At 46.2% G+C, this 13,438-nt stretch carries 11 protein-coding genes; 8 read left to right on the top strand and 3 right to left on the bottom strand.

Translation table 11 applies throughout. The features are described 5' to 3' along the window. The first annotated feature begins 86 nt into the window (after positions 1-86). From R7040_RS02430 to R7040_RS02420, 3 genes are read left to right on the top strand one after another with little or no spacing between them, the layout of a single operon-like run. Complete coding sequence (locus tag R7040_RS02430) at positions 87-719, top strand: DUF2760 domain-containing protein (protein WP_005389474.1); 633 nt, start codon at positions 87-89, stop codon at positions 717-719. Beyond that, positions 719-2,683, top strand: coding sequence for an Hsp70 family protein (locus R7040_RS02425; RefSeq protein ID WP_025766687.1), 1,965 nt, complete (start codon positions 719-721; stop codon positions 2,681-2,683). Before R7040_RS02430 ends, R7040_RS02425 begins: the two co-directional genes overlap by 1 nt. 55 nt (positions 2,684-2,738) lie before the next feature. Next, positions 2,739-5,564 (top strand): Hsp70 family protein, encoded by a 2,826-nt coding sequence (locus tag R7040_RS02420; RefSeq protein ID WP_318081204.1) that lies wholly within the window; start codon positions 2,739-2,741, stop codon positions 5,562-5,564. Between the two features lie 85 nt (positions 5,565-5,649). Here the strand turns inward: R7040_RS02420 and R7040_RS02415 are convergent, their stop codons facing one another. Continuing rightward, positions 5,650-5,844 (bottom strand): hypothetical protein, encoded by a 195-nt coding sequence (locus R7040_RS02415; protein WP_005377692.1) that lies wholly within the window; start codon positions 5,842-5,844, stop codon positions 5,650-5,652. 86 nt (positions 5,845-5,930) lie between these two features. Here R7040_RS02415 and R7040_RS02410 point away from each other — a divergent pair, with 86 nt between their 5' ends. Continuing rightward, positions 5,931-6,617, top strand: a complete 687-nt coding sequence (locus tag R7040_RS02410; protein WP_213909933.1) for a DNA-3-methyladenine glycosylase I — start codon at positions 5,931-5,933, stop codon at positions 6,615-6,617. Between the two features lie 83 nt (positions 6,618-6,700). On the opposite strand, the gene R7040_RS02405 is transcribed toward R7040_RS02410, so the two are convergent. Both R7040_RS02405 and R7040_RS02400 read right to left on the bottom strand, forming a co-directional pair. Beyond that, positions 6,701-7,678: a Gfo/Idh/MocA family oxidoreductase gene (locus tag R7040_RS02405; RefSeq protein ID WP_318081203.1), complete on the bottom strand. Its 978-nt coding sequence runs from the start codon at positions 7,676-7,678 to the stop codon at positions 6,701-6,703. An 11-nt stretch (positions 7,679-7,689) separates the two neighbouring features. Further along, the gene (locus tag R7040_RS02400) at positions 7,690-7,977 is read right to left on the bottom strand and encodes a putative quinol monooxygenase (protein ID WP_025766691.1); all 288 of its coding nucleotides are present in this window, start codon (positions 7,975-7,977) and stop codon (positions 7,690-7,692) included. A 103-nt stretch (positions 7,978-8,080) separates the two neighbouring features. Between R7040_RS02400 and R7040_RS02395 the strand changes: the two genes are divergently transcribed. From R7040_RS02395 to R7040_RS02380, 4 genes are all read left to right on the top strand, one after another. After that, positions 8,081-8,959, top strand: a complete 879-nt coding sequence (locus R7040_RS02395) for a LysR family transcriptional regulator (protein ID WP_182039594.1) — start codon at positions 8,081-8,083, stop codon at positions 8,957-8,959. Positions 8,960-9,384: 425 nt separating this feature from the next. Next, positions 9,385-10,728, top strand: a complete 1,344-nt coding sequence (locus R7040_RS02390; RefSeq protein ID WP_318081202.1) for a sodium/glutamate symporter — start codon at positions 9,385-9,387, stop codon at positions 10,726-10,728. A gap of 204 nt (positions 10,729-10,932) precedes the next feature. After that, complete coding sequence (locus R7040_RS02385; protein WP_005377704.1) at positions 10,933-11,424, top strand: type II secretion system protein; 492 nt, start codon at positions 10,933-10,935, stop codon at positions 11,422-11,424. A 271-nt stretch (positions 11,425-11,695) separates the two neighbouring features. Beyond that, positions 11,696-13,435: an ABC transporter transmembrane domain-containing protein gene (locus tag R7040_RS02380; RefSeq protein WP_262635344.1), complete on the top strand. Its 1,740-nt coding sequence runs from the start codon at positions 11,696-11,698 to the stop codon at positions 13,433-13,435. Positions 13,436-13,438: the final 3 nt, after the last annotated feature.

Below are 13,438 nucleotides of genomic sequence, written 5' to 3'. Positions count from 1 at the left end.
TGCAAGATCGCAAAGACGATCGTTTTAGTGAACAAATATGAGCCAATACTGAGCACCAATAAATCAATAGAAAGAGAAAAAACGTCATGAACATTGATTTGAACCTAATTCCTCAAACGTTCGATATGCTTCACGCTGGCCTAACCGCATCGAGCGTTTTGCTTCTTCTAGTTGCAGTGTCGCGCAAATCAAAAGTGGTCGAGAAAGTGGTAGAAAAACCAGTCGAGAAAATCGTCGAGGTTGAGAAACCAGTTGAGAAGATCGTTGAAGTAGAAAAAGTAGTGGAAGTAGAGAAAGTCGTTGAAAAAGTGGTGGAAGTTGAATCAAAACTTGCAACCGCGTCAACGGACTCTGCAATGCAGCTGCTTTCTATCATGCAACAAGAAGCTCGCCTGATTGACTTCCTAAAAGAAGACCTAACGTCATTCTCTGATGAAGAAGTAGGCGCAGCCGCTCGCGTAATCCACACTGGCGGTCAGAAAGTACTGAACGACTACGTGACGCTAGCGCATGTTCGTAACGAAGACGAAGAAACTCGCATTACGGTTGAAGAAGGCTTCAACCCACAAGAAATCCGCCTAACTGGCAACGTAACAGGCAGCGCGCCATTCAACGGCACGCTAGTTCACAAAGGCTGGAAAGCAACATCAATGACGTTGCCCAAACTTGCTGAGAACTACGATGCTTCTGTGATCGCTCCAGCTGAGGTTGAGCTGTAATGGAACACATGAACCAAGAAAACCATTCTCAAGAAGCGTCTGTTGAAACTCAACAGACGCCTAAATTCAGTGTTGGTATCGACTTAGGTACAACACACTGTGTCATGTCTTTTGTTGATACACACAACGAGGACGCTCGCGTTGAAGTGATGCCTATCCCGCAGTTGACTGCGCCGGGCACGGTAGAGACTCGCAGCCAATTAGGATCTTTCCTATACCAGCCGCACGAGCACGAAATGAACCCGCAATCACGCGTTCTTCCGTGGTCGAGCGAGCCAAAAGCTCTGGTTGGTGCAATTGCACGTAACCTAGGTTCGAAAACGCCAATTCGCCTTGTTGCAAGTGCAAAATCTTGGCTTTGCCATGCTGGTGTGAACCGTCGTGATGCTTTCCTACCAGCAGGTAGCCCAGAAGAAGTGGAAAAAGTATCCCCTCTTCGTGCGACAGAGCTTTACCTAGAGCACCTAAAAGACGCTTGGAATCACACCAATCCAAATCACAACCTTGCCGATCAAGACGTAACTATTACAGTTCCTGCTTCTTTTGACCCTGCTGCTCGCGATCTAACAGCAGAAGCAGCACGCAACGTTGGTTTTGTGCACCTAACGCTTCTAGAAGAGCCACAAGCTGCGCTTTACAACTGGATCGATAACAGCGACGACAAATGGCGCGACGAAGTTGAAGTTGGCGACATCGTGCTTGTGGTCGATATCGGTGGTGGTACAACCGACCTTTCTTTGGTTGAAGTAACTGAAGACGATGGCAACCTAACTCTGAACCGCATCGCGGTAGGTGAACACATCCTACTTGGCGGTGACAACATGGATCTTGCACTTGCGTACCGCTTGAAGATGAAGCTAGCGCAAGAAGGCAAAGAGCTACAGCCATGGCAAGTTCAGGCGATGACGCACGCATGTCGTGACGCGAAAGAAGCGCTATTGAACGACAGCGAACTTCAGTCAGTGCCAATCGTAGTACCAAGCCGTGGTTCTAAATTGCTTGGCGCAACGCTGAAAACAGAACTGACTCAAGAAGAAGTACAACAAACACTGGTTGACGGCTTCTTCCCTCAAGTTGCGATTACTGACCACCCTGTTCAACGTAACCGTGGTGCACTAACGCAAATGGGTCTGCCTTACGCACAAGATGCAGGCATCACTCGTCACATTGCTGCATTCTTGTCTAAGCAAGCTAATGCCCTTTCTGCTTCAGGAAATGGCGCAGAAGCAGCAGCTCAAGATTTCAATCCATTCGCTAACATGCCTGGTATGCCAGGTGCGGATGCAGCGCAATCAGCTGACTTCATCAAGCCAACCGCAATCCTATTCAACGGTGGTGTTCTGAAATCGAAACTTCTAGCAACTCGTCTAGAAGACACGATCAACGAATGGCTAATTGAAGCAGATGCTGAAATGGCAAAACGCCTAACAGGTGTAGATCTAGACCTTGCGGTTGCTAGCGGTGCGGCTTACTACGGCTCTGTACGTCGTGGACAAGGCGTTCGTATCCGTGGTGGTATTGCTTCGGCGTACTATGTGGGTATCGAAAGTGCGATGCCAGCGATTCCGGGCATGGCGCCTCCAATGGAAGCACTTTGTGTTGCACCATTTGGTATGGAAGAAGGTTCAAGCGTTGACGTACCAAGCCAAGAGTTTGGTTTGATCATTGGTCAACCGGTTAACTTCCAATTCTTCGGCTCAACCGTTCGTCGTGATGACCTAGCAGGTACTCACCTAGACTACTGGGCACCAGAAGAGCTTGAAGAGCTTCCAGAAATCCAAGTAACGCTGCCTGTATCTGAAGGTCGTCGTGAAGGTGAAGTGGTTCCAGTAACCCTAGCCTCTCGCGTCACAGAGCTTGGTACGCTTTACTTAGAAGCCATTGCCGCTGATAACGGTCAAAAATGGCATGTTGAGTTCGATGTGCGCGAAGACGCGAAAAGCAACTCAAACGAAGAAGAATAAATAGAAATCAAACGGCATCCAATCGGGTGCCGTTTTTAAATACACGAAGGTTTGTATGGCATCTCCTCGTTTTCTTGTTGGTATTGACCTTGGCACCACAAACACTGTGGTGGCGTATTGTGAAATCACCGACAACCTTGAACAATCCGAAGTATCCCTATTCGACATCGACCAATTGATTGGTCCGGGTGAAGTGGTTCGTAAACCATTGCTGCCCTCTTTTCGCTATCACCCAGCGGTTGGTCAAATCTCCCCTTCTGACCTAACACTCCCTTGGGAAAACGAACCTGTATCTGGCGACATTAGTAATGTGATCGTGGGTGAATGGGCTCGTGAATTAGGCGCTAAGGTGGAAGGACGTCAGGTATCCAGTGCTAAAAGCTGGCTATCGCACCAAGCAGTGGATCGTAGCTCAGACATTCTTCCTTGGGCTGGTGCACAAGATGTAGATAAAGTATCTCCCGTCATTGCCAGCGCAAGCTACCTCAACCACATTCGTCAAGCATGGAACTACCGTCACCCTAGCAATAAGTTAGAAGACCAAGATGTGGTTGTGACCGTTCCAGCATCGTTCGATGAAACCGCTCGTAAGCTCACGCTTGAAGCCGCGGAGTTGGCAGGCTTAAAGAAAATCGTCCTGCTCGAAGAACCACAAGCCGTATGTTACGACTGGTACGCACGCCACCAGCAAACCGCAGCTGATGAACTCAAAGAGTTACCGCTGATTCTGGTGTGTGATGTGGGCGGTGGTACTACCGACTTGAGCTTGATTGAAGCCAGTTTCTCTTCTCAAGATGAACTAGCCCTTGATCGTATTGGTGTTGGCGAACACTTAATGCTGGGCGGTGACAACCTCGACTTAGCATTAGCGCACCTTGCGGAGAGCCGCCTTTCTCAAAATAAAGGGGAACAAAGTAAGAAGCTCACTGCTGCAAGCCTGACTAAGCTGATTCAGCAAACTCGCAAAGCGAAAGAAAACTTGCTTTCAGCGAGTGCACCTGAAGAAGTGAAGATCACCATGCTGGGCAGCGGCTCGAAACTTCTTGGCGGAACAAAGAGTATTGGGCTGAGCAAACAAGAAGTGCACCAAATCGCTTTGGATGGCTTCTTCCCGCTTTCTGATTTCAGTGAAGTACCAGACAAACGCCGCAGCGCCGTTGTCGAGTTTGGTCTTCCATACGTTGCTGACCCAGCAGTGAGCAAGCACGTTGCCGAGTTCTTAACTCAGCACCAACAAGTTGCTCGTGCCGCTCTTGGCATTGAAGACGACAAACAAAATGCCATTCCGGTAGGTTTGCTACTTAACGGTGGTGTGTTCAATAGTGAACTTGTGACTGAGCGTGTCACTACCCTACTGTCCGATTGGCGCGGCGCTCCGGTTACGGTATTAGATAACCCACATCCAGATTGGTCTGTTGCACTAGGTGCTGTTGCGTTTGGTAAAGCACGTCGTGGTGCACAGCTAAAAATTGGTGGTGGCGCAGCGCGTTCTTACTTCTTGCATCTTCAAGAAAAGAACAAGATGGGCAAAGCGCTCTGTTTGCTCGCAAAAGGTACAGAAGAAGGTCATGAGATCCGCTTAAGTGGTCGTCGCTTCTCGCTTACCCTAGGTGAACCCGTTCGCTTTAACCTGCTGACTTCTACCCACGACACCTTAACCAATAACACCTCCATTCAAAACGGTGTGATGGTGGACGTTGATCCTGACTTATTTGCTCCTCTGCCGCCTTATATCACCACCCTTGAAGGTGAAGGTGCCGAACTGCAAGCCAACCAGAAAGAGCGCGTAGAAGTGCAACTGGCGTGTCAGTTGACCGAAGTCGGTACGCTTAAGATGGAATGTGTCAGCGCAGAAGACGATAGCAAACGTTGGGAGCTGGAGTTCGAAGTTCGTAACAAGCAAACCGATGACAGCGAGCAAGTTAAGCTTCACCCTAAACTGAATGAATGTAAGGAGCTGATCGCTCGCCTTTACAGCGGTAACAAGAAAAGTGCAGAAAGCAAAGAGATCAAAACCTTAGCCAAAGACCTTGAGAAGAAGCTCGGCAAACGTGACGAATGGGACTTCACCACACTCCGTCAACTTTTCGATACTTTTGCACAAGGTCGTAAGCGTCGCCGTCGTTCTGAACAGCACGAGAAAAACTGGCTTCGTTTGGCGGGCTTTGCACTGCGTCCGGGCTTTGGCGATCCAACAGACTCTTGGCGTATTGAGCAAGTTTGGGGACTGTATCAACAAAATATTCAGTTCAAAAACCATCAAGGTTGGACAGACTGGTGGGTATTCTGGCGACGTATCGCGGGCGGTCTAAGCCAAGAACAACAAGAAACCATTTTGGCAGACATCGCAAAATATCTGCATCCCGGCGCGATGAAAAACCCACAATCCGCCAAAGCGGCACAAGACATGGGTTACGAATCCATGGTGCGTCTTTCAGCCTCTCTAGAGCATCTAGAAGTGGAAGATAAAGTTCTATTGGCAACGTGGTTCTTGAGTAAAGCGATCAACCAAAACCAGTTTGAACAAGCACACTGGTGGGCAATGGGTCGCTTGGCATCACGTACGCCTTTATATGGCAGTCAGCATAACGTCGTTCCTCGTGAACAAGCGGAACAGTGGTTGCCTAAACTGTTAGAGCAGAACTGGCAGAAAGAGCCAATGATCGCGTTTGCAGCCGTAATGATTTGTCGTAAAACAGGCGACCGACTATTTGATATCTCAGACGACTACCGTGAGCAGGTACTGGCTAAGTTGAAGCAAAGTAAAGTGCCTGAATCATGGGTATCATTGGTTGAAGAAGTCAAAGAGCTATCTGAGAGTGAATCGAAACGTATCTTCGGTGATGCACTGCCAAGCGGTTTGACGCTGGTAAACAACTAAGCTCCCATGCTCATAAACGCAACAAAGCCCTTCTCGTGAAGGGCTTTGTTTTATCTGATTCTAATAGCTCACGAAAAACGACTCGTTAGTTCATTTCCGTATTGATTACCACATCACGCGTTTCATTATCCATATCACTGATGCCGACCACTGAGATTTCACGGTCAGATAAATTCTCAATCATGCTGTCTTCCAACCCACCGTCCGTCATCCACGCATAGAATTTTTCCGCAATACGATCCGAACCTTCTCCGACAAACGTTAATGTGACCTTCTTCATTTGTGACACTCCATCAATTTACGATTCAGCCACTTAAGCGTAGTATGTTTCGCAAATATCGACATAAACTAGGACTAACTTCTTTTATGAGTATCGAAAAATTTGACGCGATTTATCAGCGTGCTGCAGAGCGTAAAGGTGGTGAAGATCAACTTGAAGCGCTTTTGTCTCATCCACTAAGCAAAGAGGAACTGGCTGCGATTCCCGATGACCGTTGGCTGGCCGCTTTTTCGATGAAAGTATTCCAAAGTGGGATTTCGTGGAGCGTGGTTCGCAACAAGTGGCCGAACTTCGAAGAAGTGTTCTTCGGATTTAAGATTGAGCCGCTGTTGATGCTGTCAGATGAGCAATGGGAAACCAAAGCAACCGACAAACGCATTATTCGCCACCTCACTAAAGTCATGTCGATCCCTGCCAACGCACGTATGATCCACGAAGCAAAAATCGAATATGGCTCGTTTGGCAAAATGGTTGCCGATTGGCCGCAAGAGAAAATCACCGACCTGTGGGCGTATTTGAAGAAACGCGGTAATCGCCTAGGGGGCAATACCGGTCCTTACACACTTCGCCAAATGGGCGTTGATACCTTCATCTTGTCTAGCGACGTTGAAGCTTACCTGCGTAATTGCAAGATCATTGAAGGTGGCAAAGATACGAAAAAATCGCTCGATGCAACCAACAAAGCGTTTGTTCAATGGCAGCAAGATAGTGGCAGAAGCCTGTCTGAAATCAGCCAAATCATTGCGTTCAGCACCGGCGATAATCGCATTTAACAGAGACTGAACCCAAAACAAAACGGCGCACCAAATATTGGATTTAGTGCGCCGTTTTTATGTTCATTGGTTCAAGTACAGACTTACTTTGAAGCCAGTGATTCCCACTCAGTCAGTAGCTGCATAATACGGTGAGAGTCTTCCCATGTTGCACAAGGGTTCTCTAACGATGTACGCCCTGCTTCAACCGCTTGGCGAATATTGCGCACTTGATAGAAGAAAGCGTCTCCAGCTGCCGATACAGACACCTCGCGCTTCGACGTCTCGTAAATTTCCACACTAAACTGGTTTTCTTGCGTTGGTAGCCATGGGTTCGAGTCTAACGTAATACAGCCTTTGCTACCCAGAATGGTGAATTGGTGTTTCAATCCGTGATCTTCGGCGGTATGCACGCTCGCCGTTTGTTGCTCACCGAATTGCATCATCAAGCTCGATTCACAGATATTCCCATCGTTACCTCGTCGACCAATCGCCGTCATAGAGCGGTTTCCAAAGGCTTGTTCACCCAACATGGTTTTCACCACCAAGTGCACTAATGATATTGGGTAGCAACCTAAATTATACAAAGCACCTTTGCTGTCTGGATTAACAAACTGCGCAATCGACGCAATATAAGAAGTATGGATGGAGCGAAGTTCACCAATCTCTCCTGATTTAAGCACAGAAACCAACTCGCTGATCAACGGGTGATGCAAGTACATCAAACCTTCAGCAAAGAATACCTTGTGCGTTTCGACTGCTTTTAGTGCCAACTCGGTTTTTTCCATATCTACCGACAGTGACTTTTCACACAGGATCGCTTTCCCCTGCTCTGCCGCTTTGACGATAAAGTCATGATGAAGGTGATTTGGCAGTGCGATGTAAATAATGTCGACTTGCTCATCAGCAATCAACGCATCGTAATCGGTGAACGTATTCTCGATGCCATATTGCTCAGCGAATGTCTTTAAGTTCTGCTCCGAACGCCCAGCAACCGCGTACAGTTCACTCTTGTCATCGCCTTGGATTGCCTCAGCCATGACTCCTGAGATAAAGCTTGTGCCTAAAATGCCCCATTTCATGTTCACGTCTCCTATTGAGCTTGGGTTTCGAATGCTTGAACTAACTCTGCCATTTCAGCCGCAATAAACGCTTGTGTATGCGGCATAGCAAAATGCGCTTCAATCGCGGCGCGGTTTTCATATCGCTCCCAAAGAATCACACGTTGTGGAGCTTTAGAATCGTAGGTCGCATTCGCTTGCAAGCACCCCGCTTCGCTTTGCATATCAAGGCAAAATTGTTCAATGGCTTCAACCACTTGTTGTCTTGGCTTATCGGCATTCATTTTCAGTTCGGCGGTAACAAAAATCGTCTCGCTCATGATGGCTCTCTTTCTCCATTCTTAATCATACGCCCACTGTAATTAACCTCATTTGATTGATAAACTCTGCTTTAGTTATTTCTTTATCAACTCTGGGTGTGCAATGGATAAATTAACAAGCATGAAAGTTTTCGCTTACGTGGTCGAACACGGCAGCTTTCGTAATGCAGCACACCACTTTGATATTTCACCGACCATGGTTGGCAAGCACATGAGCTTTCTTGAGCAAAGCTTAGGTACGCAGCTGATTCATCGCACCACGCGCAAACAGTCCTTGACCGAAGCTGGCAGACTCTACTATCAAGAGTGCCACCGCATTATTGAAGACATCACCAACGCAGAGAACCTAATCCAGACGCTGATCAACCGCCCAACTGGAACAGTAAAAGTTAACTGCCCAGTTACCTATGGTAAAAAGGTGATTGCGCCCATCGTGGCTGACTTCTTAGCAGAATTTCCCGAACTGAACGTTGAGTTAATGTTGGATAACAGTTTGATTGACCCATATCGAAGCGAAGCAGACGTGATTATTCGTATTGGTGAGTTGGTCGATTCATCGTTAGTTGCAAGAAAACTCGGGCAATACGACATGACTTACTGCGCCTCACCCTCTTATCTTAAGCTGCATGCCCCTATCCAATCGCTTGATGACCTTGAACATCATCATTGTTTGGGATTTCAGTACCACCAAGGGGAAAGCCAACAGGTGGTGAACATGCCATCTAATACCTTTGGAAACAGCAACACCCGATTAACGTCTAATAATGGTGATGTGCTTAAGTTTGCCGCGTTAAAAGGCTCTGGTGTTCTTCTTCAACCAAAGATCTTAGTTGAACAGGAAATTCAATCTGGTGCCTTGGTAGAAATTCTCCAGCAACATGCTCCCAAGCCAAAACCTATCCACCTGCTTTACCGTTCAAAACAGCTTTCCCTTAAAAACCGTACCTTGGTCGATTTTATTCTTTCTCATGTGAATCCATAACGTCACCCCATAAAGCGGCGACAATTTAACCATTTAATTAACTTTTGTTGTCGATATGACAAATATTATTGCTTGTTAATTGTCTTTATTTTTCATGTTGTTAGTCAGAGACACCCATTAACTAGGCATAATTTATTGATTCACACCAATTGCATTGCTCTGACAAAGTGACTAGGATTGCCGCCTTTCCTGAGTGAACTATCAAAAAATATCGAGAAATTTAATCTAATTTCTCTTCCTGTTCGTGTGCAATCACAACATTTACACTCATTTCAAATTGCATAAGCACATTCCTTTGCTTATGAAAACGACATTGATTTCTCAACGCTTTTAGTCACGTATGTGGCTTTTTGGCTTGAGAGAGATTTTTATTCAAGGTAGGTCACAAGGACGCTACCCCTTGACTGCATTTACTGGAGGATAAAATGCCTAAAGGTCTAATGCTGACTGACTTAGCCATTGCTGGCTTACTATTGATTTTGGCAAAAGTCATTCGCGTTCACACGCCACTACTGCAACGTATGTACATTCCATCGGCGGTTCTCGCGGGATTATTCGGTCTAATTTTTGGACCAGCCCTGTTAGACGTACTGCCTTGGACCGATACGTTTACCACTAACGCAAGCCTATTAACTGCTGCACTTTTTTCTGCGTTAGGTCTGGCAACGGATGTTCCATCACCTAAAACCGTCGCACAGCGTGCTGGCTCATTGTGGGCGTTTAACCAAATCGCTTCTGTTTCTCAGTGGTTGTTTGCAGCAATGTTTGGTCTAGTTCTCACAACCTTCTTCTGGCCAGAGATTAATCCCGGCTTTGGTGTGACAATGTCTGCGGGTTTTATGGGCGGACATGGCTCTGCATCTGTTGTTGGTGAAATCTTCACGGGGCTTGGCTGGGAAGATGGCTTCACACTTGGCTTAACGTTCGCAACCGTGGGTATTTTCATCTCGATTTCTGTCGGCATGCTCATGCTGCAATTCGCATTGAAGATGGGTTGGATTCGTAGCTTTACGACCTTCGACAGCATGGACGAACACGAACGCAAAGGCCTTGTTAAGCCTGATGATCAAGAACCGGTAATGAAAGACACCATGTCTTCCCTGTCGGTTGATTCTTTCGCGATTCACGCTGCGTTAGTGGTTGTCGTAACCGCTTTCTCTTATGTCGCCGCCAACTACTTGTCTTCTTTCCACGATAAGGTGCAGATCCCGACGTTTGTAACTGGCTTCCTTGGCGGCATGCTTGTGCGAATCATCGCGCAACAAACCAAAGCTTCACGCTATCTTTGTGACGGTGCATTCAAACACGCTGCGGGCATCAGTACCGATTATTTGATTATCTTTGGTATCTCAGCCATCAAGATTACCGTCTTAGCCCAGTATTTAATGCCGATGGTAGTGCTTGCAATCGGCGGTATCGCCTTCACACTATGGCTAATCTTCTGGGTTGCCCCACGTATCATGGGCGAAGATTGGTTCGAGAAAGGCATTTTCTCTTGGGGTTGGTTAACCGGTACGGTTGCCATGGGTATTGCGTTACTTCGTATTGTTGATCCCAAAATGCGTAGCAAAGTACTTGATGATTACGCCATAGCTTATGTCCCTGGCTCAATCACTGACATCTTCATCATCTCTTTGATGCCAATCGCGATGTATAACGGCATGCACTGGCAAGCGCTTGGTGTAGGATTAGGTTACATCGCAATTGTCTTATTTATTTGGCGATTCATTTTTAAACGTAACCGCAGTGCTCTGACACACGAATCTTAGTCGCTTTACTCGGGAGGATTTTATCCTCTCGAGTTCACTCCTTGGTTTTTATCAAAATCACTCCTCATCTCGAAAATAAGCAACTTGTTTTATATTTGAGATTTGCAATCCCGATCTCTTACTATCATTCTTTTTTAATACTTGACCTGAAAGTTTCTATATCAGAATAGCCGCCTATTCGTTTCTAAAACATGGAGAAAGGCTGTGCGTCGCTCTCAAGGATTTACTCTTATTGAACTCATTGTGTGCATCATCATTCTTGGTATTGTAAGCGTCGTTGCATTTCCTAAATTTCTTGGCTTACAAAAAGATGCCAGAGTGGCGGTTCTATATGGAGCCAGAGAAGCACTCATGACCGCCAACAACTTTGTCTACACCAAAGCAGTGATTCAATCTCAAGAGACAGTAGATGGCGGCATACAATATAACATTGATCTAGATAATGACGGCCATAACGACCTAATTGGTTACTTTGGATTTATCAAAAATGTTATTCCAGCAAAAGAGCTAGCAGGCTTTGATCCGCAACTCACTATTAACACTTGGTATGGGGTAGATAGCCCAGACGAGCCCTACTTCCTTATTGGCTTTGCAAACAAGCCTGTTGGTCCAGAACATATGTGTTATGTCGAAGTTTACTACCCAGAAACTCCTGGTGGCCAAGTGAAATACAAAATACAAACTGACGATTGCTAATTCCCATATAGAGTGGCAGTAACACTTTTACTTTTGGTGTCTTCATCGTTATTGCAAGGTCATGGCTCCAAAACCACCATTAACAACTATTTCACATAATGTCGTCGCACAGTTAGCTCATAGAGATAAAACCAGTAATTTGCGCCGACACATGGCTATAATTGAAACAATCTATCGTTTTTAAACCCGCCTATAACTTGTGCTTGTAAACTCATCATTTCGCTCAATAATAGTTCTATAACAAATTCAATAATTTAAAGCGGGAGGCGTAATGAGAATATTCTGGCAGCTACGTTGGTATTTCCAACAAAAGTGGAGGCACTATGTCGGCTCCATTCTGCTTTTCGCTGTGATATCAGCACTACAGCTTGTTCCGCCCAAAGCAGTTGGCATCATCGTTGATGGCGTCGTAGACAACACTTTAGATACAAATACGCTGATTCTATGGCTCTCAGGGTTAACTGTACTGATCTTTACCATTTATGGGTGTCGCATCTTATGGCGAATTTGGCTTTTCGGCGCAAGCTGGGAGCTCGGGACCATTCTACGTAACCGTCTATATAGGCATTTATCGACACAGCCACCTCGTTTTTTTGAACGTTACAAGACGGGGGATCTGATGGCTCGTGGCACTAATGATGTGCGTAATATCGTTATGACAGCCGGCGAAGGGGTTTTAACCGCCGCAGACTCTTTGATCACTGGTATTGCGGTTTTAATCATTATGGTAACGCAAGTAAGCTGGAAGCTCACCGTAATGGCGCTTCTTCCAATGCCATTTCTTGCCATCATCATCTTCTTTATTGTGCGTATCCTACATCAACGCTTTCGTGTCGCTCAGGAAGCCTTTTCTACCATGTCAGACATGACACAAGAGTCACTTAATGGCGTGCGAATGCTGCGTGCTTTCGGATTAGAAAACCAAGAGCAGCAACGTTTTGAAGAGGTTGTGGATGATACTGGCGAAAAGAACATCGCTGTCGCAAGAGTCGATGCTAGATTTGACCCGGCAATTCAGTTAACCATCGGTCTTTCTTTCCTTCTTAGTGTCGCTGCTGGTGCTTACCTTGTTGATAAAGGTGAGATCACGCTTGGTGATCTGACCGCATTTACGATGTATTTAGGGTTGATGATATGGCCGATGCTGGCATTCGCATTCCTATTTAACATTTTAGAAAGAGGCTCTGCTGCATGGAACCGATTACAAGAGATCTTTGATGAAAAGCCAGAAATTATCAGTGGCAATAAGCCAATAGAAAATAAACCACTTCCGTTAAAAATTGATATCGACGATTTCCATTGGTCTAGTGATTTACCGCCCGCTTTGACGGAAGTAAACATCGAACTGGAACCCGGAAAAATGTTGGGAGTTGCAGGGCCGGTAGGAAGCGGAAAATCGACCCTGTTAACACTACTTTTGCGTCAACATGATTTAGAAAACGGCTCAATTAAATTCGGGGATGTCGAGATCAAGGATGCCCTACTACCGCAGTGGCGCAACCGTTTTGCTGTCGTTAACCAAAGTCCGTTTCTATTCTCCAAATCTATCTTCGAAAATATTGCCTTAGGCAACCCTAATGCAGAGAAAGAAGAAGTCTATAGAGCAGCAAAGTTAGCCTGTATACATGACGATATTGAAAAGTTTCCTGAAGGCTATCAAACAGAAGTTGGTGAAAAAGGCATTACACTCTCCGGCGGGCAAAAACAACGTATTGCGATAGCACGCGCTATGCTGATGAATGCCCAAGTGTTGGTTTTGGACGATGCACTTTCCGCTGTTGATGGACGGACCGAACATCAAATCCTTAAGAATTTGGAAACATACTACCGTAATCAGGCCCTAATCGTTATTGCGCACCGCCTCACCGCTTTGGAAGCAGCAGACGAGATCATTGTATTGAATCACGGACACATTACTGAACGTGGGCAACATAGCGCGTTATTAGCGCATAAAGGCTGGTACGCCGAGATGTTCGAGTATCAGAAACTAGAGCAGGCGATGGAGGAATAATGA

The sequence above is a fragment of the Vibrio sp. 1069 genome, from assembly GCF_033340555.1.
Note: the sequence above shows the minus strand (reverse complement) of the source record. Positions and strands in the feature narration are given on the sequence as shown.